The organism is Corynebacterium sp. USCH3 (assembly GCF_037619475.1).
Classification (GTDB): Bacteria; Actinomycetota; Actinomycetes; order Mycobacteriales; family Mycobacteriaceae; genus Corynebacterium.
On sequence record NZ_JAQPZT010000007.1, the window covers coordinates 39046 to 61910 of the forward strand.

25 protein-coding genes and 1 tRNA gene are annotated in these 22865 nt (G+C 67.6%); 15 read left to right on the plus strand and 11 right to left on the minus strand.

The features are described 5' to 3' along the window. The first annotated feature begins 107 nt into the window (after window positions 1–107). A tRNA-Thr gene (locus PQI66_RS14410) sits at window positions 108–180 on the plus strand. Between the two features lie 73 nt (window positions 181–253). Here PQI66_RS14410 and PQI66_RS14415 read toward each other — a convergent pair. Next, window positions 254–1462 (minus strand): tyrosine-type recombinase/integrase, encoded by a 1209-nt coding sequence (locus PQI66_RS14415; protein ID WP_339999222.1) that lies wholly within the window; start codon window positions 1460–1462, stop codon window positions 254–256. Window positions 1463–1762: 300 nt separating this feature from the next. Here PQI66_RS14415 and PQI66_RS14420 point away from each other — a divergent pair, with 300 nt between their 5' ends. From PQI66_RS14420 to PQI66_RS14435, 4 genes are all read left to right on the plus strand, one after another. After that, a complete protein-coding gene (locus PQI66_RS14420) occupies window positions 1763–2296 on the plus strand; it encodes a hypothetical protein (RefSeq protein WP_339999223.1) in 534 nt (177 codons plus the stop codon). Then, window positions 2293–2652, plus strand: coding sequence for a hypothetical protein (locus tag PQI66_RS14425; protein WP_339999224.1), 360 nt, complete (start codon window positions 2293–2295; stop codon window positions 2650–2652). Before PQI66_RS14420 ends, PQI66_RS14425 begins: the two co-directional genes overlap by 4 nt. Before the next feature lie 29 nt (window positions 2653–2681). Further along, complete coding sequence (locus PQI66_RS14430) at window positions 2682–3071, plus strand: hypothetical protein (RefSeq protein ID WP_339999225.1); 390 nt, start codon at window positions 2682–2684, stop codon at window positions 3069–3071. Between the two features lie 141 nt (window positions 3072–3212). After that, entirely contained in the window at window positions 3213–5717 is a 2505-nt protein-coding gene (locus tag PQI66_RS14435) for a bifunctional DNA primase/polymerase (RefSeq protein ID WP_339999226.1), read from the plus strand. A gap of 690 nt (window positions 5718–6407) precedes the next feature. Here the strand turns inward: PQI66_RS14435 and PQI66_RS14440 are convergent. Beyond that, the gene (locus tag PQI66_RS14440) at window positions 6408–6821 is read right to left on the minus strand and encodes a hypothetical protein (protein WP_339999227.1); all 414 of its coding nucleotides are present in this window, start codon (window positions 6819–6821) and stop codon (window positions 6408–6410) included. A 78-nt stretch (window positions 6822–6899) separates the two neighbouring features. Continuing rightward, window positions 6900–7208: a hypothetical protein gene (locus tag PQI66_RS14445; RefSeq protein ID WP_339999228.1), complete on the minus strand. Its 309-nt coding sequence runs from the start codon at window positions 7206–7208 to the stop codon at window positions 6900–6902. Window positions 7209–7543: 335 nt separating this feature from the next. Between PQI66_RS14445 and PQI66_RS14450 the strand changes: the two genes are divergently transcribed. Further along, window positions 7544–7789, plus strand: coding sequence for a hypothetical protein (locus PQI66_RS14450; protein WP_339999229.1), 246 nt, complete (start codon window positions 7544–7546; stop codon window positions 7787–7789). Between the two features lie 27 nt (window positions 7790–7816). Continuing rightward, complete coding sequence (locus tag PQI66_RS14455) at window positions 7817–8110, plus strand: hypothetical protein (protein ID WP_339999230.1); 294 nt, start codon at window positions 7817–7819, stop codon at window positions 8108–8110. Window positions 8111–8136: 26 nt separating this feature from the next. Here PQI66_RS14455 and PQI66_RS14460 read toward each other — a convergent pair whose 3' ends face one another. Further along, the gene (locus PQI66_RS14460; protein ID WP_339999231.1) at window positions 8137–8520 is read right to left on the minus strand and encodes a hypothetical protein; all 384 of its coding nucleotides are present in this window, start codon (window positions 8518–8520) and stop codon (window positions 8137–8139) included. 43 nt (window positions 8521–8563) lie between these two features. Here PQI66_RS14460 and PQI66_RS14465 point away from each other — a divergent pair, with 43 nt between their 5' ends. Then, window positions 8564–8950 carry a hypothetical protein gene (locus tag PQI66_RS14465; RefSeq protein ID WP_339999232.1) on the plus strand — a complete coding sequence of 129 codons (387 nt, stop codon included), beginning with the start codon at window positions 8564–8566 and terminating at the stop codon, window positions 8948–8950. A gap of 182 nt (window positions 8951–9132) precedes the next feature. Here PQI66_RS14465 and PQI66_RS14470 read toward each other — a convergent pair whose 3' ends face one another. Further along, window positions 9133–9810, minus strand: coding sequence for an LppP/LprE family lipoprotein (locus PQI66_RS14470; RefSeq protein WP_339999233.1), 678 nt, complete (start codon window positions 9808–9810; stop codon window positions 9133–9135). A gap of 150 nt (window positions 9811–9960) precedes the next feature. On the opposite strand from PQI66_RS14470, the gene PQI66_RS14475 reads away from it, so the two are divergent. Then, window positions 9961–11067, plus strand: a complete 1107-nt coding sequence (locus PQI66_RS14475) for a DUF418 domain-containing protein (RefSeq protein ID WP_339999234.1) — start codon at window positions 9961–9963, stop codon at window positions 11065–11067. Here PQI66_RS14475 and PQI66_RS14480 read toward each other — a convergent pair. Next, a complete protein-coding gene (locus PQI66_RS14480; protein WP_339999235.1) occupies window positions 11028–12146 on the minus strand; it encodes a glycerol dehydrogenase in 1119 nt (372 codons plus the stop codon). The two genes, PQI66_RS14475 and PQI66_RS14480, sit on opposite strands and share 40 nt — an antisense overlap. Window positions 12147–12309: 163 nt before the next feature. Between PQI66_RS14480 and PQI66_RS14485 the strand changes: the two genes are divergently transcribed. Further along, complete coding sequence (locus PQI66_RS14485; RefSeq protein ID WP_339999236.1) at window positions 12310–14037, plus strand: dihydroxyacetone kinase family protein; 1728 nt, start codon at window positions 12310–12312, stop codon at window positions 14035–14037. A 65-nt stretch (window positions 14038–14102) separates the two neighbouring features. Here the strand turns inward: PQI66_RS14485 and PQI66_RS14490 are convergent, their stop codons facing one another. Beyond that, on the minus strand, window positions 14103–14402 hold the full coding sequence (locus tag PQI66_RS14490) for a hypothetical protein (protein ID WP_339999237.1): 300 nt from the start codon (window positions 14400–14402) through the stop codon (window positions 14103–14105). 199 nt (window positions 14403–14601) lie between these two features. Between PQI66_RS14490 and PQI66_RS14495 the strand changes: the two genes are divergently transcribed. Both PQI66_RS14495 and PQI66_RS14500 read left to right on the plus strand, forming a co-directional pair. Further along, window positions 14602–15012, plus strand: coding sequence for a DoxX family protein (locus PQI66_RS14495; RefSeq protein ID WP_339999238.1), 411 nt, complete (start codon window positions 14602–14604; stop codon window positions 15010–15012). A 10-nt stretch (window positions 15013–15022) separates the two neighbouring features. Next, window positions 15023–15523: a GNAT family N-acetyltransferase gene (locus PQI66_RS14500; protein WP_339999239.1), complete on the plus strand. Its 501-nt coding sequence runs from the start codon at window positions 15023–15025 to the stop codon at window positions 15521–15523. 93 nt (window positions 15524–15616) lie between these two features. On the opposite strand, the gene PQI66_RS14505 is transcribed toward PQI66_RS14500, so the two are convergent. Beyond that, entirely contained in the window at window positions 15617–16531 is a 915-nt protein-coding gene (locus PQI66_RS14505; protein ID WP_339999240.1) for a hypothetical protein, read from the minus strand. 132 nt (window positions 16532–16663) lie between these two features. Beyond that, window positions 16664–17995, minus strand: coding sequence for an MFS transporter (locus PQI66_RS14510; protein ID WP_339999241.1), 1332 nt, complete (start codon window positions 17993–17995; stop codon window positions 16664–16666). Window positions 17996–18063: 68 nt separating this feature from the next. Between PQI66_RS14510 and PQI66_RS14515 the strand changes: the two genes are divergently transcribed. After that, window positions 18064–19014, plus strand: coding sequence for a squalene/phytoene synthase family protein (locus PQI66_RS14515; protein ID WP_339999242.1), 951 nt, complete (start codon window positions 18064–18066; stop codon window positions 19012–19014). Further along, window positions 19011–20591, plus strand: a complete 1581-nt coding sequence (crtI, locus tag PQI66_RS14520) for a phytoene desaturase family protein (RefSeq protein ID WP_339999243.1) — start codon at window positions 19011–19013, stop codon at window positions 20589–20591. Before PQI66_RS14515 ends, crtI begins: the two co-directional genes overlap by 4 nt. A 22-nt stretch (window positions 20592–20613) precedes the next feature. Here crtI and PQI66_RS14525 read toward each other — a convergent pair whose 3' ends face one another. Both PQI66_RS14525 and PQI66_RS14530 read right to left on the minus strand, forming a co-directional pair. After that, on the minus strand, window positions 20614–21144 hold the full coding sequence (locus PQI66_RS14525) for a GNAT family N-acetyltransferase (protein WP_339999244.1): 531 nt from the start codon (window positions 21142–21144) through the stop codon (window positions 20614–20616). Next, complete coding sequence (locus PQI66_RS14530; protein ID WP_339999245.1) at window positions 21144–21932, minus strand: L,D-transpeptidase; 789 nt, start codon at window positions 21930–21932, stop codon at window positions 21144–21146. Before PQI66_RS14530 ends, PQI66_RS14525 begins: the two co-directional genes overlap by 1 nt. A gap of 240 nt (window positions 21933–22172) precedes the next feature. Between PQI66_RS14530 and PQI66_RS14535 the strand changes: the two genes are divergently transcribed. Next, window positions 22173–22856 carry a response regulator transcription factor gene (locus PQI66_RS14535; RefSeq protein ID WP_339999246.1) on the plus strand — a complete coding sequence of 228 codons (684 nt, stop codon included), beginning with the start codon at window positions 22173–22175 and terminating at the stop codon, window positions 22854–22856. The last annotated feature ends 9 nt before the right edge of the window (window positions 22857–22865 follow it).

Consider the following 22865-nt stretch of genomic DNA (forward strand, 5'->3'; position numbering starts at 1 on the left):
CTACGGTAGAGGATCCGGATTCGATCAGCAGGCTGCGCTGCTGATAGAGTCGTGCGCTGAAACCAGGTGGCGACACCGTGGACGGCCCCTACGGGGCGTCGGTTTCCGCTGGAGTGGCGCAATCGGTAGCGCAACGGTCTTGTAAACCGTAGGTTGCGAGTTCAAGTCTCGTCTCCAGCTCTGTGAGCAGGGAAAACAAGGGTTCTTAGAGACTCGAATCAGGTGGAGTGAACGAAAAGTGAACGAATATCGTTCACTGTTCCCACCGAGACTGGATCACTTCTGCCACGTCCACGACCTCCGGGGCGACGTAATGAACGGCGGTCACCGTCTGTCCGAGATGCCCTAGGAAGTTCGCGGCGGTCTGCTCGCCGCCCACCGCGTCGTGGGCTACCCATGTGCCGGCCGTGTGGCGCAGAACGTGCGGCCTCACTGTGAGCCCGGGGAGGGGAGGCAAGGGGGCGGCCTGGGGCTGGTACCCGTAGACCTTGCGCAGCGCTCGATGGACCGCGTCCGTTTGGAGATGCGTTCCCGAGGCGGAGCCGGACGGCCACACCCACGGCGAGAGCTGGAGCGCATCGCCCAGGTCCTCCCGCTGTTGGCGCAGCGCGTCGGCCGCGAACCGCGCAAGAGTGATCCGGCGCGGACGCGTCTGCCCGCCGCCGTCATCGTCACCGGCAGCGCGGCGCTGGTGTCTCACCTTGACTCCGCGCAGCGTGACGACGACCGGGCCGTCGTCGTCCAGGCCCTCGATGGCTTCCCACCGCATCGCCACAAGCTCCGAGATGCGCGCGCCGGTCGCTAGATTTACGGGCAGCATGTGCACCAACCACGGCACGCGGGGGCCGCGGCGGCCCATCACGTCGGTCGCGTCGCGATAGACCTGAACGCGCTCGATGAGGGCCCGCAGTTCCGCTGCGGTCACCGTGGTCACGTGCGGACGGCTGCGGGCCGCGGACCGTGTAGCAGAAACCGGGTTAGGTTGCGTGATGTAGTGCCGCCGTAGAGCCCATTTCCACGCCCCTCCCAGAACGGCCCTCGATGATCGCCAGGCTGATGTCCCGTGGTGCGCCTCAATGGCCTCTAGGACGTCGGGGGTGGCATCGAGGATCTCCACGTCGGATAGGAGCGGGGCGATATAGCGCTTCACCGTGCCGCGGTACTGCGCGATGGTTGATGCGCTGCGCTCGCCGTTCAGCCAGTCCACGTAGGCCTCCGCCAGCGCTGCGACCGAACTTCGGTCGGACAGCTCTACGGCCTTGCCGACCGGACTGCCCGCTGCTGTCTGTAGGCGCGCGTCGATAGCGGCCTCCCGTACACGATCTTTTGCCTCGCTGGGTGTCTCAGCGTTGCGGCGGATCAGGGTCTCGGTGCCGTCATGTCGGCGGACGCGCACCGCCGCCTGCCACCGCCGCTTCCCGCTCGATGTTGGAGCGATGCGATATGCCGAGATATCACCCATGGTCCCCCGCGCACGGCGCGGGCGGCCGACCTGACCTGCATTCATAAGACACACCCTCCAGTTGTCACCCTGGTAATTGGATTTTGAATCTCTAAGGATCGCCGCGTACGCGGCTACCTGCGGATATGCCCCAGTGTACACGATTTAGAAAAATGAACAGAAACCCCGTTTCGGGGACCGTATCTCCAATTGTCACCTTGGTAATTGCAGTTCAAAGGGCATCTTCGACGTGACACGGCAGCACCGAGAGATGTAGTGTGACTGGTACGCGAACCACCGACACAACCTCAGGAGGATTTTATGTCCACCCCCACAGCAGTCCCGGCCTCGCTTCCCACCCCCGTGGCGGCGGTCCTGGTCGGAATCTCTCGATCCACCCTCACGCGCCACGCTGAGTCCGGTCTGGACCTCGGCCGGGACCGCCGGATATTCCCGATCCGCATGGGCCGGGCATGGGTCTGGCCTTCCACACCAGTTCTGGACGCACTCGGCTTTCCCGACGACGCGGATATCCGCGCCACCGCGATCCAGTTCGCTGAGCGGGGGGGCGTTGGCGGCCTACCGCCAGGAACAGCGGAAGGAGGACGCCGCATGAGCGCCGCCCCGACAACGATCACCCTGCCCCCCTGGCTGACCGACCAGCTCTTCGAGCTGCACACCGCCCAAGGTCTCCTCAACGCCGCCGATCCCGAAGGCATCGAGGACGCGTTAGGCGAGGCGTTCGAGGAGCAGCTCGCGCGCTGCTCGGAGCTGATCGACGGGCTCCTGGAGCTGATGGATCACATCGACCCCCCACGCCGCGGACACCACCACCGACAAGGAGACCGATCATGAACGCCGCCCCCTCCGTCCACCTCGACCGCCCCGCGCTGCTCACCAAGGCGCGGCGGATCCGGCGCGCCGCCGACGACCTGGAGAAGGACTCCAAGAAGGCGCTGGACGCGCTCCTGGAGCAGGCCGAGGCAGACACGAAAGTGAACACGAAAGGAAACGCCCCGGCCCCGCTGTACGCCGAGACCCTCGACATGATGACCACCGGTATCGAGGCCGCTCGGGAGCGGGTGCGGGCGACCGCCGCCACGGCCCGGGAGGACGCCGCGGCTCTGGAGGCTGCGGCGCAGGAATCAGCGGCCGCCGAGGCGGCGGGCGTCCGGGACCTGGACGCGACCGACGCCGAACTTCCGAACTGACACACACCATCACCGAAAGGAACACCACGATGTCGCACGACAGCAAGACCCAGAACCCCCAGAGCCCCACCTCGAGCGTCCCGAAGCTCGAGGGCCGGGAGTCGAACGTGACCCCCACCGCCTTGCCGAACACCACCGAGGGCAAGGGCGCTGCCTTGACCCCGGCGCAGCGCGCAATGCGCCGGGTCGAGGCCGCCGCCTCCACGGTCGAGACCGGCCCGGAGCTGATCGAGGCGGCTCTTGACGAGCTGCGCGAGCAGGTGCGCGCCTATGGCGACGCGCACGACCTGCTCTCCACTCTCGACGCTCTTCCGGACGCCGCCCCCGCCCCGCATCGTCTCCCCGGTGCCAAGGCCGTCGAGGCGCTGGGCAAGCGCCGGGGCCGGCCGAAGAAGAGCGCCGCCCCCAAGGCCGCCTAGACACAGCAAGACCCCGGCGGAAACCACTACCGCCGGGGTCTTGGTCGCACCCTTCGAGTCTCCCAACTCCCAGTACGACCTTCACGAAACAGAGCACCTCACCGAGCGCCACGAGCCCTCAGGAGATACGGAGATTTTAGCATGTCCACGACGGACACCACCACTGCGCAGCAGCTTACGGACCTTTTTTCAGCCGGGACACCGGATACCTTCACCACCACCCGCGCGGCCGCCGCGGACTACGTCAGCCCGCTTCTGAAAGCGGGCGTCGCCATGATGCCGCTGAAGCCCGACAGCAAGCACCCCACGACCCGCCGAGGTTTCCTCGACGCCTGCGTAGACCGCGAGCAGTGGGGAGCATGGCTGGACAAGGCCTATAAGGGGCATGCGAAGGGGACTCCGGCGCTGGGGCTGGGGATCCGTATGGGGACACGCATCATCGCCGCCGACGCCGATAACCCGGGGGAGGTCGAGGCTTTGCAGAGGTTCCTGGAGCGGATGGGCTACTCGGCAGACACCCCGCCGACCGTGACTACTCCGGGTACGGAGGATGGCGCGCACCACGGTGGTGGGCACTGGTATTTCTCGCTCCCGGAGGACTACGCGCTGCCGATGGGGACTCCGGGGAAGATCGGCGTCGGGGAGGGGACCGAACGGGCTGTTCTGATGCTCGGCGGGAGCTACACGGTGGCCCCGCCCACCCACCGCAACAACGGCATATACAACCTCGCTGGCGTAGTTCTTCCTATGACCCCGCAGCTCCAGGCCTTCATCGCTGAGCAGGCCGCTGAGCGGGTGGAGAAGCGCCGGGAGACCGACCGCCGGCGCGCCGAAGGCAGCGGCCGGTCCCCGGCGGAGCAGGAGGCGCTGGAGGCATGGCGAGAGCGCACCGGATGGGGTTCGGTACTGACCGCCGCCGGCTTCACGGAGACCGGCGCGGACCGGGGCTGCGGGTGCAGCGAATGGAGGCGCCCCGGCAAGACCACATCGCGCAAGTCGGTGACCGCCCACGACTGTGCAGAACACGGCTTCTACCTGCATGTTTGGAGCGATAATGTGGAAGGTCTGGAGGCTGGAGAGTCGTACTCGTTGGAATATTCCGCAGCTGCCCTGCTGCACGCTGGCGACATGCAGCCTATCTACCTGGAGGCCGGTCTTCCTCCCAAGGCTCAGGGGGCAGCGCCGCTCGGCCTGGACCTCCAGGAGCAGCTGCAGGAGGGGAGCACCGGGGTAGACCTCGACGACCCGGACGTGCCCGAGGTGCCCTACGACGAAGCCGCCTACCCACTGGGCCACCCCAACAACCCCCGCCTGATGGAACGGATCTTCAACTTCAACCCCGTCACCCGCGCGATCTACCACTCCGCGCGCTCCCGGGCCGTGTACACCTCACCGATGACCCTGCTGCTCTCCGAACTTATCCGAGCCGGCCGGTACAGCACCCAGGGCGCACACACCGAGATCGACGACCAGCTGAGCATGTACGTCGCCCTCTGCGCCCGCTCCGGCGGCGGCAAGTCGGTGGCGATGTCCATGATGCAGCGCCCCAGCATTTTCCTGCGCGGTGGAGCCTTCCTGAAAAACCAGGAGGCCGCCTCACCCCGCGGCGACCTGGTGGTCGGCGGCCTGGCCTCGGGTCAGGCCATGATCGACGGGCTGGCTGAGGAGGTCCTGGACGCCGGCGACGAGGACGAGGGCCGCAAACCCGAGAAGGTGCTCAAGATGCGCACCCCGGCGGTGCTGACCATCATCGAGGACGAGTTGGACAACCTGGCGGCCAAGTCGCAGAGCGGATCCACGCTGTCCAACACCGTGCTGTCGGCCTGGTCGTGCGGCACCATCGGTGACCTGTCACGCACCCACGGCATGCGGATGATCAACGGGGTGGACGACCCCTACACCGTCTACCTGGTCGGCGGCATCCAGCCCGCTCGGGCCTCGTCCATGGTGGGCCGGGCGGCGGTGTCCTCCGGCCTGGCGCAGCGGGTGTTCTTCCTGGCCACCGAGGATCCCTGGTTCGACGACCCGGTGCTCGGCAAACCGCGGCCCGATGCTGCGGTCATTGACGCGCCCGCCGACGACGAGGACATGCACTGGGACAACGACCGTAAGCAGTTCACCCTGCCGCCCATCCCGGTCTCAGCGACGGTGGGCTTCTGCGAGGAGATGCACCACGCGATGCGGCTGCAGAACCTGCACACCGCCCGCGGCGACCAAGATCCCCGGGACACGCACCTGACGCGCATCCGGTTCCGTCTGGCGTGCCTGATGGCGCTGCACAGTGGGCAGCGGCAGGTGAGCCCGGAGATCTGGGAGTGGACCTCGGCGCTGATGGAGCACCGCCGGCTCACCCTGGCGTTCGTGGAGGCCGGGGCGGAGGCCGCGGCCCAGGATGAGGCTGATGAGAAGGGCACCCGGGCGGCCCGCGCCCGGGTCACCGGTGATGCTGCTGTGCAGGAGGATATCCGGGACGCGGCCGCTCTGCTGTACAAGAACCTCCCAGAGACAGGGGCGGTGGCATGGGGCACATGGAAGAAGAGGCTGAGGAGTAATCGGCGGCCGTCCTTCGAGGCGGCACTGAACGCGCTGGTCCGACAGGGCGCGGCGGTCTCCCCGGATGGGGGAAAGACCTACCAGCGGGCCTGACGGGGGACCGCTGTCCCCCTCGTCCCCCTGTTTCGTCCCCCTCGTCCCCCTGTCTGACCTGCGGAAACGTAGGGGGACAGGGGGACGAAGAGGTTTTCGGGTTGGCGGGGTGGGTGTGATTCTCCCAAAGCCAGGATTATGCACTCTGATCAGGCGAAACAGGGTACTAGTTATAGTAGCAAACATAAATTTTGGGCCCCATACGAGTACCCCTCTTGTTGAGCGGCGAGCTTTGGGTCGAACGCCTCCGGGACCCCTTCCCGAGTAGAGGGGGACGGGAAGGGTGGAAAATCGCTTCGTCCCCCTCCGGAACCCTGTTTATGCAGGTCAGACGGGGGGACGAGGGGGACGGTGAGGGGGACGGGCAAGGGGTCGGATACTAAAACATCAGGTCAGCAAGGGGGACGGAGGGGGGCGGAGGCTTTGGGAGTGACGGTCCGGTGACAGGGAGGAAGACGCTTCCACTACCCACAACCCGCCGCACCGCCCCTGTACGCCATTCTCCGGCCCTGAAACCCCCTCGCCGCTACCGAATAGCGAAAATCCCCCAAAGCACCGGCAGCGGGCCGCTCGGCCCCGATTCCGGCGATTCTCCCGCCATGCGTGCCCCGGGGCATACCGCCGAACATGCCGAACTCCCACCGCCGTGCCAGCAGTGGGGGTTCCCGAGTCCCCGGGCTGCGGGGGGTGTCAGTCCGTGCGGACCCAAGCGCCTGGAATCTCCCCCACCTCGCTGAGAGTGCTGGGGGGCTGGTGGGCCGAGAGGATAGGTTCTGCCCAGTAGATCCGCCCCGGGGTCGCCCTGGCCAGATGACGCGCAATATGGTCCCCGGCCATGTTGTCCCACACGAGAGTCGCCGCCAGCTCTCCGTCGGAGACGCGTGTCTGCCCGCGCAGCGGCCGGACGTACACCTCGTACCCAATGAGCGACTCACCCGCGGCGTGCCGTGCTCGGAGCACTGTGCTGAAGATGCCGTCCTCGGGTAGCCACAGGGCTACCGGGTCCAGGGCCACGCCAACGTGTTCGTCCTGGATCCGTTCGAGCATGTCGGAGATGAGCGCGCGGGTGTTCTCCAGGTTTGCTGCGGGCGGCTGGTCAGTCATGCCTCCCTTTTAGCCGTTCTGTAGCGAAAGCGAAACCCCCGCCAGGTCCGTTGGGACCGGCGGGGGCTGTGGGGGGTGTCAGTCGCGGTGTTCTTCTTCCGCAGGTCGCCGGTTGAACGGCTCCAGGTACGACGTCGCAAACACGACGACATGGAACCCTGTCAGGAAGAAGATCAACCAGGAACCCGTCGCCACGAAAGTGTCATCGATAAGGGGCACGACGATGCACAGTGCCAGAGTCACAAGGATGCTGCCGCGCAGGTACGTCTTAGCGGTGATGGTGACCGTGAAGATCTTCGCGCGGCTCAGAAGGCGCAGACCGACGACCGCCATGAGCATCACGAACAAGTACAGGCCTCCGAGGCCAGCACCAGGTAACGCTTCCATGTTCTCCGGTCCTTTCCTGGCAGGGCGGGAAGTGTAAGCGTATCTGACCCCGCCCCGCAGCGGGCCGGTTAGCGCCGCTCCTGGCCGCCCAGAGCCTCGCCTTCGAAATCCACGTCCTTGATCTTCGCGGTTGCCCCACCTGTGGCACGGAGGCCGCCGCCGAGGTCTCGAGGCTGGCGGTCCCTTTGAACAACGGCTCGGACTCAGGCTCGGGCTTCTGGTCCTTGGGAGCAGGTAAAGCCACATTGACAGGCGTCCCGATGCGCGCTGCGGTTCGTTGCCACCTGCCCCCTCATTCGAGAGGTTGTGGGAGTGCAGTCCGTACGGTCGAGACCATGACGTTTCGCGAGTTCTGCACCACCAGCATTGACGACCCCGACCCGCGATGCGCGAGATTCGCCCGTGTGAATGCCTCCTTGGCGGGGCTGATTGTGGCGACCGGTGGTCTGGCGGTTGCCCGCCTGGTCGATGCGCCGGTTCTCATCATTATGTTGCTGGCCGTTGTTGTGACAGCGGTGGGTGTCGTTGCGATGTTGGGCTTCAGCTACGCGATGTTCCGGCGCGGTGAACCTGAGAGATGATCGACAGGTTCAGGTAGCGTTCCAGGCATGACAGCCAACGTAACCCCCGTGAATCAGTGGCAGTCGAAGAATCCGCTGTGGTTCTGCGTGCCGTTCATCGCCAGCATTGTCGCCCTGTTTACCGGGCACGGCTGGTGGGCGTTGGGGCTGTACGTGGTGTCTTTGATCGCCGCGTCAGTTGCGCACCCGGACATGCCGTTCAAGCGGACGGCGGTATGTGTGATTATCGCAGTGCCGGTGTTGGCGGTGCTGTTCGTGCTTATTTTCATAGCAGCGTTCGGGGATCGGATTGAGGTGGAGTACGACCCCACGCTCGGTTAAGGGCGGAGCCCCGTCGCGCGCCCGATTTACCTTTCAGCAGGGCGGCGGGAAGCGACGAACGCTCCGAGCTTGTAGAGCATCGAGATCCCTGCTCCGATTGCGACGCCGAGCAGGCCGGTCATCACCCAGGGGACCATCACCAGTAGAAGGCCTTTTCCGATGTTCGCGCCACGTTCCGGTGTGACACCCCACCACCACACCAACAGTGCCAGAATACCGACCGCCGCGTCGAGCCAGAGGTGCTTCCGGGGCAGGAATATCAGGACCAAAGACGCCAAGAACGCCCCGCCCGCCCAACAAGCGGCGTCGGCCAGGACGTCGCCGCCACGGAGTAGCGCCAGTGCGACAAACACCACAGCGGTGATGAACTCGACGCCGAGGATCACCTTAGGGATCAGTTTTTCCTTCATGCCCTACGCTAACCTACGGCCCGGGTGCGGTACCGTGCGGCCAATGAAGATCTCAGTAAAAGGCATCGTGGGCATCGTCGCGTTCGTTGTGATCTCCAGCCAAGTCCTGGCGATTCAGTATGGGGTAACCGGCGCGTTATGTGGCGTGGCTATCGGACTGGTCCTGGGCGGGGTGTTCGCCTACATAGAGTCTCCGCACAATGACTGGCGGCCGCTTAACCCGTTGTGGGTCATTGTTCCCCTCGTCGGTGGGGTAGCCCTAATGGCGCCGGCCTTCGGCGCACCCCTGCCACTCGGAGCCTTCGCCTGCCTGACCGCCTGGTACGCCTCCCCGCGCATGTGGTGGCGGCAGTTCTGGCTCGCGATATCAGTGGGCTGGCTGGTGTTCATGGCGGGGTTCATCATCCTCGCATTGATGGTCGCCTGGTGACTGGCGCTCGGCCTTTACAACCTCGAAAGGACAATGCGAGTGATCTCCAGCGTAACTCCCGTGAATCAGAGGCAGTCGAAGAATTCGCCGTGATTCTGTGTGCCGTTCAATCGGACGGGGGTCTGGGATTTCGAGTGTCAGGGCTCGTACGGGACAGCCTCGTACTCCTCGGGGAACTGCAGCTAGTCCAGCTCCAGCGTCTGCGCGTCCTCATTGAGCTCGACCGGGATCGTGTTGTCGCTGACCTCCACCTGCGTCCCGTTCCAGTGGAACGTCGCTGCCCCGGGGACGTTCTGGTCGGCAGCCGCTGGAGCGTTACCGTGGAAGGCGTAGTTCACCCGCACCGTACTGTCGTCGATGCGGTCGACTGACTCGATACGCCGGGCGAGGATCGGGGCGGGATCGGTGACCAGCTCTCCGTCCGCGAACAACGCCACTGCCTGGCGACTACTGCCGGCGGTGGCGTTCGAGTTCTCCTCAGTTCCGTTTCCGCCGTTCAACACCATCCACGACAGGGGCGTGCACGAGTCTGTCTCGTTATCGGTCACGGTGTAGTGGAAGAAGATATCGGTGCTCGCCTCCGCCACGAGCACCGGAAGCGGCTCCTCCCCCGTAAGCGGATTGTCCACCGCCTCGTCCTCACAGGTCTCGGGAGCAGCGGTACCCGAGGGCTCCGCGGACGACGTTGACGTCGCCGTTGTCTCCGGCTCCGCGGTCGCCTCGACGGTGTTCGTCACCGTGTTCTCGACCGTCGCGGTCGCGGTCGGTGCCTCGTCCTGCTGGGTGCACCCGGTCAGCAGGACCGCAGTACAACCGAGGGCGGCGACGGCGGCGATGTGGCGTCTGCGTAACGTGTCCATGCATTTCAGGGTAGCCGCCGTCACCGGTGTCATACCGGGGGTGGATGTTCACTCTCGCCGAGGATCAGTCCGCAGACCGATGTCCGGGCCCTCCGCCCGTCCTACGCTCTACGGTGATCAGTTCCTTTCGTTTCACCCAGGAGACCCCCTGTGACCACGGCAGTGACCGCAACCCGGTCAGGCTCAGAGCCCACGCCCCACCCCGTCCCCGTCCACGCCGCCGGACGTTACGGCTACCTCGACGTCCTGCGTGGCGTCGCACTGTGCGGCATCCTCTTCGTCAACCTCCGCGACCTGCTCTACCGCTGGACGGAGAACGCCGACCTGCACCATCCCGTCCTGCGCTTCTACGACGTGGTGATCCAGGGGCGTTTCGTACCGATCTTCGCCTTCCTCTTCGGCGTCAGTGCATGGCTCCTCTACTCCTCCACGCAGCGCAGAATGCCGGTCCGCTCGGCACGCTGGCTGATGGTCCGACGTTTCGCCACCCTGCTGCCGATCGGACTGCTGAACCTGTTCCTGCTGTACAGCGGGGACATCCTCACGATGTACGCCGTCATCGCACTGGTTCTCATCGTGCCCGCCCTGTTCCTCCCCCGAGGTCCGGTCCTGGCGCTCGGCGTCGTCGGGACACTCGTGGCCTACTGGATGTGGGGCAACAGCCCCCTGATCGCCGCGACCCTGATGGTCGCCGGTTTCGGAGCCGCCCAGTTCAGGCTCCCGCAGTGGCTTGAATCCACGCGACGGCGGGACGCCGTCACCGCTGCCGCCGTCTTCGTGGCGGCCGCTGCCGCGAGCGCGGTGCTCAGCGTCCTGCAGTACACGATGACGGACGCCGACACACTGCCCGACCCGGACGTCCTCGACCGCCTCGGAGGATTCGCCGGACTGTTCACCGCGGTCGCCGTCGTCACCGGACTGTCCCTGGTCTGGCGCGCCTGCGGCACCCGCGGCCCCCTGGTGAGCGCCCCGTTCTCTGTGCTGGGACGTACCGCACTGACCAACTACCTCGCCGCGTCCGCCACAGTGCAGGTTCTCCTCCACGTGTTCCCGGAGACTCAGCTGACCAACCTCTGGTGGCTGCCGGCGGCGACCGTCGGGATCCTCGTCGTGCAGATCCTCGCCAGTGCCGCATGGCTGCGGTTCTTCCGCTACGGGCCCGTCGAGTGGGTCTGGCGGTGCGCGACCCGGTGGGAGCTCGTCGGCCTCCGGAACGCTCAGGACCGTCCCGTGCGTTCCTTCAGCCCGCGCGCGTAGAGGTCGGCGGCCTTGATCGCCTCGACCACGTCCGTCGGCGTGTACTCACCGGGCATCTGCTTCAGGGTCTCGCCCTCGGAGCAGGCCAGCTCGGCGATGCGGCGCAGGTCGTCGTCGCCCGCCTCCGCCAGGTGGATCTCCTCCAGCGTGGTCGGCAGCCCGACGGACTGGAGGAAACCGATGTAGCGGTCGGCCTCCTCCGCGCCGGCACCCTCGAGCATCAGCTGGACGCCGATACCGAAGGCGACCTTCTCGCCGTGCGTCATGTGGTGGATGTCGCCGTCCAGCGCCGTGAAGCCGTTGTGGATGGCGTGCACCGCGGCCAGACCGCCGTTCTCGAACCCCAGGCCGGAGAGCAGGGTGTTGGCCTCGCAGATGTTCTCCAGCGCGCGGCTGACCACGTGAGCCTCATTGTCCCGGAGCGCCTGGTGCGCATAGGCGAACAACGTCTCCTCGCACTTCTCGGCCAGCGCCAGTCCGGCCAGGGTGGGGCGTGCGGTGTCGTCCATGCGGCGGGAGTTCGCCCGGTTGACCGCACGCGCCTCGATCGACGTCGCGAGTGCGTCACCGATGCCGGAGCGCAGGGTGCGCACCGGGGCGTCGGCGATCACACGGGTGTCGATCGCGATGAGGTCGGGGTTGCGGTCGTAGAAGAGGTAGGAGTCGAAGACACCGTCGTCGGTGTAGATCACCGAGACCCGGGCGGTGGGGGCGTCCGCGGAGACGGCCGTGGGGAACACCGCGACGGGCAGGGACGCGTGGTCGGCCACCGCGCGTGCGGTGTCGATGGTCTTGCCACCGCCCAGGCCGATGACGACGTCGTTGCCGCCGGACGTCGCCTTTTCCGTGATCCGGTCGATCTCGGTCATGGACGCTTCGCCGCCGAAGATCTCGTGGGCGGTGTCGAGCCCGTCCGCGGCGAGCGACTCCTGCAGTTTCTCCCCGGCGATTCCCCACACCACCTCGTCGGCGATGATCAGCGGGGACGTGCCGAGCGGACGCAGGTAGTCGGCGGCGCGGTCGATGAGGTCGATGCCCTGCACGTAGCGCGCCGGGCTGGTGAACAGTCTGTCGGTCATGGTCGTCCTTCCCTGCACGGGGTCGCCGTGCGTGATCGGTGAGAGGCGGTCCCCACCCTAGGCCGGACGGCGCGGTCCGACAGGTCCACTCACCCCCGTTTGAGTTAGGCCACCCTTGTACCCTGCCCTGCGTACCGACGGAGCGGGGTTAGACTCGGCGGACATGGCTAACCCGACGAAGACCTCTCTCCGATCTTTCCGCAACGATTCTGCTGACTTCCTCCCCGAGGCCCTCGGTGGCCTCGTCGCGGCCCACCCGGACGCCGAGTGGCACGACAGCGGCTTCATCGGCCGGGCGAGCGCCGTGACCACCGCGACCGGCGCGCCGGCCGTGGCAGTGGTCTCCGGTGGCGGCTCCGGGCACGAACCGATGCACGCCGGGTTCCTGGGTGCGGGCATGCTCGCCGCGGTCTGTCCGGGCCTGCTGTTCACCTCCCCGAACGCCGTGCAGATCTCCGAGGCCACCCGGTGGGCCGACCAGGGGGCGGGGGTGGTGCACGTGGTGAAGAACTACACCGGCGACGTGATGAACTTCGCGGTCGCGCGCCAGGCGTTGGACGACGTCGACACGCGGGTGGTCCTGGTCGACGATGACGTCGCCACCGACCTGTCCGGTGACGGTACAGAGGACGGAGACGGTCCGGGCCGCCGTGGTACTGGTGCCACGATCCTGGTGGAGAAGGTGACCGGGGCGGCCGCGCAGCGTGGCGACAGTCTGGACCGGGTCGCGCACATCGGCCAGTGGGTGGCGGACAGTTCCCGCAGTATGGCCGTCGCCCTGGCCCCCGGGCACCTTCCGACGAGTGGTCGGGACACCTTCGACCTGCCGGAGGGGAAGATGGAGGTCGGCGTGGGGATCCACGGCGAGCGCGGCGTCGACCGGGTGGACGTGGAGACCGCCGACGACGTGGTCGCCCGACTGCTCGAGGGCATCGGCGGGGCGTTGTCCCTGTCCGAGGGCGCGGAGGTCGTCTGCCTCGTCAACGGGCTCGGCGGGACGACCCCGCTGGAACTCTCGCTCGTCTTCGGCTCCGTCGTACGTCAACTCGCCGACAAGGGGGTGTCGGTGCGACGGTCGATGGTCGGGTCCTACGTGACGTCGGTCAACATGGCCGGTGTGTCCCTCACGCTGACCTCGGTGGGCGACGCGACGGAGGAACTCGTGGAGTTGCTCGACGCCGCCACGGACGCGCCCGACTGGCCCCGCGTTCTCGGCGGGCAGGACGCACCTCCGGCGTACACGCCGGCGTCGACCAGTTTCGACGACGAGCTGCCGGACTCCGGCGACGAGAACACCTGGCTCAGCGACTTCGTCGGGCGCGTCCAGGGGGCCACCGGTGACCTGACCGAGCTCGACCGCCTCGCCGGGGACGGGGACTTCGGCCACAACATGGAGGCCGCCTTCGGCGACATCGACCTGCCGTTGCGTGGGTCGGACGCCGAGGTTCTGGAGGCGCTCGCGCACCGGCTGCTGATCCGCGCCGGGGGAACCTCGGGGGCGGTGCTCGGCACACTGTTCCGCGAGCTGGGTGCCGCGATGGAGGAAGCCGATTCACCGGTCGCCGGTCTCTCTGCCGGACTGTCCGCGGCACACCGGGCCATCACCGAGCTCGGCGGTGCAGAGCAGGGCGACAACACGCTAGTCGATGCCCTGGTTCCCGCGTCGGACGCCGCGGGGCAGTTCGACGGGGACGGTGACTTCGCCGATGCCCTGGCGGCCTGCCACGCGGCCGCGGAGAAGGGTGCGGAAGGGACCCGGGAGATGGTCGCGAAGAAAGGCCGCGCCAGCTACCTCGGAGTTGCGTCCCAGGGTGTGGTGGACCCGGGGGCGATCCTGGTCTCCTGGATCTTCGGCGGCTCAGGCAAGGTCAGCGATGTCACCGGGGAGTAGACCCCGGTGGACACGGGAAAGCCACGGCCCGACGGGGCCGTGGCTGTGAGGGGAACCCGGGGGTGCTAGGAGCCGATGGGCAGGTTCGGCAGCTGGAGGCCGGAGGAACCGAGGTTCTGGTCACCGTTGCTGGAACCGAAGGAGGACCCGAAGTCGGTCGAACCCAGGTTGGCGTCCCCGAAGGAGGAACCGAGGTTCGCATCCCCGAAGGTCGAGCCGAGTCCGGACGAGCCCAGGTCGACACTGATGTCGCCGAAGGACGGTGCGGGCGGAGGTGTGAAGACCGGCAGACCGGACGTGAATTCGACGTAGAGGTCCCGGATCGGGCCCCACACGATTTCCTGGATCTCGAGAATGAACGACATGGGGGTTCCTCCGTGGTGAGCGTCAGTGATGGCGGGGCTTTTCCGCCTTGCCGGAATGATAACTGTCCAGGAAGGTGGCCGGGGACACATATTTTATTAATACCCCGTTCAGGGGGTGCGCGGGGGAGCGTAGGGGAGTAGGGTCGGCTGAGGAAAAAGTTGTCATATCAACTACATGTCTGACACCAGAAGGACGATCATGAGCATCTCGACCACCATCCTGCGCAGTCTCAGCGGCGCGTACTTCCTGCAGTCCGGCATCGGCAAGCTCAAGATGCCCACCGAGGCCGCTGCGGGCCTGCAGCAGTTCGCCGCCACCGGTGTGCCGCAGGTGGCCAAGCTGGACCCCGACACGTTCAGCAAGGTCGTCTCCTACTCGGAGATCGGTGTCGGGGCATCGCTGCTGACCCCGTTCGTCTCCAACCGGCTTGCGGGTCTGGCACTCGGTGCGATCAACACCGGTTTTCTCTCCATCTACTTCCGCAACGAGCAGATGACCAGGAAGGACGGCATCCGTCCGTCCGAGGCCGGGACCGGTCTGTCGAAGGACCTCTTCATCGCCGCGATCGCCGGCGCGCTGATCGCCGCGCCGAAGAAGCCGAAGAAGTAGTCTCTCCCCTGTGACCGAGATCAGCATCCGTCCGGCGACCGACGCTGACGTCCCCACGATCACCGCCATCTACAACGACGCGGTGGCGAACACCGTCGCGGTCTGGAACGACGAGATCGTCGACGAGGACAACCGTCGGGCCTGGCTGCGCGGGTACCGGCTGCCCGGGACCTGCGCCCTCGTCGCCGAGGCCGACGACGGTGCGGTGCTCGGCTACGCGACGTACGGCGAGTTCCGGCATTACGACGGCTTCCGCCACACCGTGGAGAACTCAATCTACGTCGACGGCACCCGACGCGCCGGGGGAGTGGGCACCGCACTGATGCAGGCGCTCATCGAGCACGCCCGCCGCAACGGCAAGCATGTGATGGTCGCGGCGATCGAGGGCGGGAACACCGCGTCGATTCGTCTGCACACCAAGCTCGGTTTCGAGGGCTGCGGGACGATCCGCCAGGTGGGCACCAAGTTCGACCGTTGGCTCGACATGACGCTCATGCAGCTGATGCTGTAGGACCCGTCGTCCCGGTGCGTGCGGGCGTACCCGATTCCCCATTTCGGTGTCATCCGTCCGCATGATCGGGCACGCCCGCACGCGCCACCGCGATCACTGCAGCCATATCGGACGGTCCGTGGGGATTTCATGTGTGCGCTGCCGACGGGTGCGTGGGTATGCGAGGTTGTAGGTGACCGTGTCCCTGACCTCCTCGCCGACGGCATCAGGGGTCTTGTCGATGCTGACGTCCGGGTAGCGCAGCAGCGTCCATCCCCACCGCACGGCGGCATTGCCTTTCCAGCGGTCCTTGATGAAGTCCTCGCGTCGCGCACTTCTCGCGGAGTGGTAGCGGCTGCTGTCGATCTCGATGCACACGCGGGGCCCGGGGATGACGACGTCGAAGCGGTAGCCACGGATCATCCCGTTGACCTGTATCTCGACGTCCAACCCGTCGAGTGCGGCGACGATGACGCGGACGGCCTTCAGCTCCAGTTCGCTGGCGGCTCCGGTGATGAGACCGTCCGTCAGGGCGGTAGCTTTCGCCCGTACCGACGGTGGGAGGGCTGCGAGGTCGGTGGCGAGTCGGTCATTTCCCTTCACACCGGAGTAGGCGCGTTCCAGCAGCGCCCGTCGCGCCGGTAGCGCCACGGACCCGGCGGTTGCCGCGGTTTCCAGTGGAGTCAGGGTGGTCACGCCCCACCGTCGGCACGTGCGCCGGGTCACCGCACCGGTCAGCGTGAGCAGTTCACCGCCGTCGCGGCTTCTGGTTCTCGGCACGCGCCCGTGGGCGGGCCAGCGCATCGTCACGAGGCCGTGGAGGAAGGCGGCGGTGTCCCCGGTGTAGACCATCTCCGGGCGTGCCCAGGAAAGCGCCTTGAGCTTGACCAGGTCGTCGGGCTCCTCGGCGGAGTAGAGGTCGCGGGTGATGCGGAAGACCTCACCTCTGCGTACCGCCCCGGCGATGTCGCTGTGCGTCTTGCCGGCGGCGCGCAGATCCTGCGTCGTCCAGAAACGTGGCGTGGTCATGTGTCCCCCTGGGATCGTCCGGAGGCGACCCCCTGCCGTCTCCACTGTCCACACTAGGTGACGGTACGTGCAGGCGTACCGGCTCCCGTCCGACGCCGCCGACGCCCGGCCGAATCGGGTACGCTCCCACGCTCAGCGCACGCCGGCACCCCTCGCCTTGGTGAGCAGCAGCAGACCGACCAGCAGCACCACGGCGATACCCATGATCCCGAAGCGGTCGTCGCCGGTCAGCCCGGTGAAGAGGGCGAACGCGGCCGGGGCCATCCAACTGACGCTGCGTCCGGTGGTGGCGTACAGGCCGAACATCTGGCCCTCCCGTCCCTCCGGGCAGATCCGTGTCAGGTACGAGCGCGACGCGCTCTGCGCCGGGCCGACGAACAGGCACAGCAGGAGACCGAAGATCCAGAACATCGCCGGACCGTCCACGAAGAACAGGACGAAGGCGTCGACCACCAGCAGAATCAGCGACACCATGATCACCGGTTTCGGCCCGATCCTGTCGTCGATGTAACCGCAGGCCAGTGCGCCGATCGCCGAGACGACGTTGGCGGCCACGCCGAAGAGCAGAACGTCGGCCGGACTCAGCCCGTACACCGAGACCGCCAGCACCGCACCGAAGGTGAACACGCCGGCCAGTCCGTCACGGAAGACCGCCGAGGCGATGAGGAACCACACCGCCGAGCGGTCGGTGCGCCACAGCGAGGCGATGTCACGGAACAGTCCGAGGTAGGACGCCTTCACCGAGGACGTCGCCGCACTCGGGTCCGCGGTGTTCTCCGGGACCTTGCGCATCACCGGAATCGCCGAGACCAGGAACCAAACCGCGGCGATGACGGCGACGATGCGCACGTTCCAGCCGTCCTCCACCGGGACGCCGAGCAGCCCGCGGGTGTCGCCCTCACCGGCGATGAACCCGAGGTAGCAGACGAGCAGCAGGACGATTCCGCCGAAGTAGCCCATCGACCAGCCGAAGCCGGACACCCGTCCGACGTTCTCGCGGGTGGAGACCTGCGAGAGCATGGCGAAGTAGCTGACTTCGGCGAACTCGAAGGTCACCGATGCCACGCTCATGATCACGATGCCGGCCCAGAAGTAGCCCGGGGCGTCGTCGCCGATGCCGACCAGGCTGAACATCAGCCCGACGGTGACCAGCGTCCACAGGATCACCGATCTGCGTCGCGTCCCGCGTGCGTCGGCGCGGCGTCCCATCACCGGTGCGATCAGCGCGATCGTCACCCCGCCGAGGGCCATCGCCCAGCCGTACCAGGTCGCCGGGCTGATGCCGTCGCCGGCACTGCCGTCGATGGAGCCGCCGACCGAGTCGGTGAGGTAGACGGAGAAGATGAAGGTCACCAGCACCGCGTTGAAGGCGGCGGACCCCCAGTCCCAGAACGCCCAGGCGAGGGTGGGGCCGCGGTAGATGCCGGCGAGTCGGGCGGTGTCGTCCCGTGTTGTGGTGGCCATGCCTCACAGACTATTGCCTCGGTGAACGTACCGGGTGCGGGGGTGCGGTCGGGGTACGCTGTGTGTCGATGAACACTCGTAGTCCTCGTCGGGGCCCTCGTCGGCGTGCCCGCCACCGCAGCACCGCCGCAGACATGTACGCGGCGCTGGCCGAGCGCGTCTCCGCCACCGTGATCGGTCGTTACTCCACGTCGTTCTCCCTGGCCACACGGCTGCTGCCCGCCGGGGTCCGGGAGGACGTGCGGAATCTCTACGCCGTGGTGCGTATCGCCGACGAGATCGTCGACGGTGCGGCCACGGGGCACCCTGATCCCCGGGCGGTCCTCGACGGCTACGAGGACCGGGTGCTCGCCGCCGCCGACGAGGGCTTCCACACCGACCTGGTGCTGCATGCGTGGGCGGCCACGGCGGTGCGTTGCCGGATCGACCCGGCGCACATGACGGCGTTCTTCGCCTCCATGCGCAGCGACATCGACCGGGCGGTGCACGACGAGGAGAGCCTGGCCCGCTACATCCACGGCTCCGCCGAGGTCATCGGCCTGATGTGTCTGGACATCTTCCTCGCACACGGCGGGCCGGTGCCTGCGGCGCAGCGCGCCTGGCTGGGCGAGGGTGCGGCGGCGCTGGGCGCGGCGTTCCAGAAGGTCAATTTCCTGCGGGACCTGGGCGACGACCAGGACTCGCTGGGGAGGACGTACCTGCCGGAGCTGCAGGACGGCCCGCTGACGGCGCAGGCCCGTGACCGGATCCTGGACGACGTGGACGCCGGCATCGCCGCGGGGCGTGAGCGTGTCCCGTCGCTGCCGGCCGGGTGCCGGGCGGGGGTGTCGGCGGCCGCGGCACTCTACGAGGAACTGTCGGCACGGTTGCGCCGTACTCCGCCTGCACAGCTCCGGCACACCCGCGTCCGGGTGCCCGCGCCGGTCAAGGTGGTCCTCACCACCCGGGAAGTTGCCCGGGAAGTTGTCGGGGAAGTCGCCTGCGAAGCCGCCCGGGGGACCGTCAGGGGCCGACGGTGAGCGGCGTCCGCGGCCGGGCCGTCGTCATCGGTGCCGGAGTCGCGGGACTGTCGACCGCCGGGCTGCTGGCCCGGCGTGGTTACGCGGTGACCCTGCTGGAACGGGGGGACGCGGTGGGCGGGCGCGCGGGCTCACTCACCGTCGACGAGGCACCGGGGTTCCGGTGGGACACCGGTCCGAGCTGGTACCTCATGCCCGAGGCCTTCGACCGTTTCTTCGCGTTGATGGGCACCTCCACCGGGGACCAGCTGGACCTGGTGGACCTCTCCCCGTGCTACCGTCTGCTTCCCCAGGGGCTGGACCCGGTCGATGTCCCGGTGGGGGAGGATGCCGTCGCCGAGCTCTTCGAGTCACTCGAACCAGGCGCAGGCGGACAGATCAGGCGGTACCTGCAGGAGGCGGGGGACACCTACCGCATCGCCGTGGACCGTTTCCTCTACACCGGGTTCACCTCGCCGGCGCCGTTCCTGGGACTCGGGGTGCTGCGGCGCGCGGGCCGGCTGGTCCGGCTACTCACCGGGTCGTTGGAGGGGCTGGTCGACCGTCGGTTCCGGGACCGTCGTCTCCGCCAGATCCTGAGCTACCCGGCGGTGTTCCTCTCCTCGCGTCCGTCGCAGACTCCGGCGTTGTACCAGCTCATGAGTTTCACCGACCTGGTGCAGGGGGTGAAGTACCCGGTCGGCGGTTTCGCCTCGGTGGTGGAGTCACTGCACCGGCTCGCCGTCGCCCACGGGGTCGACGTGCGGACGGGGGCGGACGTCACCGGGATCGTCACCGACCGTGACCGGGCGAACCCGTTGCGCCGGGTACCTGGCGTGGGACGCGTCACCGCGCAGCTCTTCGCTGCCCGCGCCCGCGGCGTCACCGTCCGTACCCAGGACGGTGCCGGTGAGGAGTTCATCCCCGCCGATGTCGTCGTCAGTGCCGCCGACCTGCACCACACCGAGACCGAACTGCTTCCGGTGGGGCTGCAGACCTACCCGGAACGGCGGTGGCACCGTGCCGATCCGGGTGTCGGTGCGGTGGTCGTCATGCTCGGGGTGCGGGGTGCGCTGCCCGAGCTGGCGCACCATACCCTGATCTTCAGTGACGACTGGACGCCCGACTTCGCCGCGGTGTTCGACGGTGCCGCGGGGACGACGGACCGGCAGGCGTCGCGGTCGGTGTACGTCTCCCGGCCGTCGGCGACCGATCCGGACGTGGCGCCGGAGGGCCACGAGAACCTCTTCGTCCTCGTGCCCGTCGCCTGCGACCCGCAGATGGGACCGGACACGGTGGAGGCGATCGCCGATGCGACACTGGAACTCATCGCCGAGCGGGCGGGGGTGCCGGACCTGGTGGACCGGGTGGTCGTCCGCCGGACATTGGGGCCGGCGGACTTCGCCGGGCGCTACAACTCCTGGCGCGGCTGGGCGCTCGGCCTGGCACACACGCTGACCCAGTCGGCGTTCATGCGCGGCACCAACCGGTCGCGGGCGGTGTCGAACCTGTTCTACGCCGGTTCGACGACCACACCCGGGGTGGGGGTGCCGATGTGCCTGATCAGTGCAGAGAACGCCGTGACCAGGATCGGCTAGACCGGGATCGGGGAGGGCCGGATCAGTCGAAGCGGTGGACCATCACGTGGCACTGCCCGCTCGGGTCGAGGCCGCCGTTGACGTCACTGTCGACAAAACCGAGTTTCGCGTAGACGTGGCGGGCGCGGTCGTTGCCCAGGTCCACGGCCAGGGAGACGGCCGGGAAGCCGGCGGCCTGCGCGGTGTCCAGCATCTCGGACATCAGCGCGGTGCCGCGCCCGTGCCCGGAGTACTCGGGGCGCAGGGCGATGGCGACTTCGGGGATGTCGTCGGAGACGAATCCCGCCCCGGGGTCCTCGGCGGTGAAGGTCCGCAGCCAGGCACCACCGACCGGTGTCGGGGTGGGGCCGCCCACGTCCTCGAGGATCACGGCGGGCTGGTCCGGGGTCCAGCGCTCCACGTAGGTCTCGAGCTCGTCGTCGATGCCGTCACTGACCGGCCGGCTCTCGTCACCCCACTGGTCGGTGAGGATGTAGAGCGCCCGCAGGAAGTCGCGGTCACCCTCGACGGCGGGGCGGTAGCGCAGTTCGGGGCGCGGTCCGGGACCGGTCATCAGTAGATGAACACCTGGTCGCCCGGGTTGAGGGCGTTGAAGTAGGTGACCGCGTCCTGGTTGTTCATCCGCACACAACCGGCGGACTGGGTGTCCAGGGTGCCCTGGTGGAAGGCGTGGCCGTTGTTGGTGAAGTACACGGCGTAGGGCATCGGCGCGTTGTTGAACTCACGGCTGATCTCGTCCTTCACCTTGTACTGCACGGTGAAGTTGCCACGGGGGGTGTCCTGGCCGGGCTTGCCCGGGGACATGCTCACCGGACCGTAGGAGGTGTCGCCGTCGCGCTGCAGCCAGGTGCGCTTGCCGTCGATGTCGACGCAGACGCGGGCGGACGCCGGGCACGGGGTGTTGGTGGTGCTGGCGCGTCGCTGCTGGGCGGCGGCGCGAGCCTCACGCTCGGCACGGGCGGCTGCGGCTTCGCGCTCGGCGGCGTCGCGGGCGTCCTGGCGCTCCTGGACGGCGCCGGGGGCGACGAGGTCGGCCAGGTCGCGGACGCCCTGTTCGTAGGCGCCGCGGAACTGCTCGGGCACCTGGCCGGCCTGCAGCAGGGCGGCGTCGTGTGCGTCGAGGACACCGTCGCGGACCATGTCGTTGATCTCGTCGGGTCCGGGCAGGGCGATGTCGCCTGCGGCGGGCAGGGCGGGGACGCTCGGTGCGGCGGTGGCCGGGGCGATGCCCAGCCCGCCGATGCCGAGGGCGGCGACCGCTGCGATGCCGAGGGCCGCGGCCCGACGCCGGATGGTGCGGGTGGGGGCGCTGTGGTGTGCAGGTGTTCTCCGAATGTTCACGGGGGCTATCCTATCCCCTGGTTACGTCGTTGAGCCACTTTTCGCCGGGCGTGTATTGGGTCAGCCTTCACCGGAAGGTCACGCAAGTCACAGGTAGTCTGGATGTGCCCAGCATGAAAAACCCGGATTCCCGGCGCAGACTAGGGAGATATGAACGTGCCTCTGTCGAACAGTCCCAGTACCTCCAGCCACGGCGCACACAGTGCTCACGCTGCTCACGGTGCCCACAGCGTCCAGCCGGTGAAGGTTCTCGTCGTGGACGACGAGGCCAACATCGCCGACCTGATCAAGGCACGGCTGGAGTTCCAGGACTTCGAGGTCCGCACCGCCGCGGACGGGGCGACCGCACGGGAGATCGCCAAGGACTTCCGTCCCGACGCCTTCATCCTCGACGTGATGATGCCGGGCATGGACGGGTTCACGCTGCTCAACAAGCTCCGGGAGGACGGGCACGAGGCGCCGGTCCTGTTCCTCACCGCCAAGGACGGGGTCGACGACCGGATCCACGGGCTGACGATCGGTGCGGACGACTACGTCACCAAACCTTTCGCCCTGGAGGAGGTGATCACCCGGCTGCGGGTGATCCTGCGCCGCGTCCAGCCGGCGGAGGAGGACGACTCGTCGTTGATCACCTACGCCGACATCACCCTCAACGACGACATGCACGAGGTCACCAAGGCCGGCAAGGTCGTGGACCTGTCGCCGACCGAGTTCAAGCTGCTGCGCTACCTGCTGGTCAACTCCGAGGTCGTGGTGCCCAAGTCCAGGATCCTCGACGCGGTGTGGGAGTACGACTTCGGCGGTGACGGCAATGTCGTCGAGTCCTACGTCTCCTACCTGCGCCGCAAGATCGACACCCAGGATCCGCGACTGATCCACACCGTGCGCGGGGTGGGCTACGTCCTGAGGCTGCCGCGCAGCTGATGGCGGGAT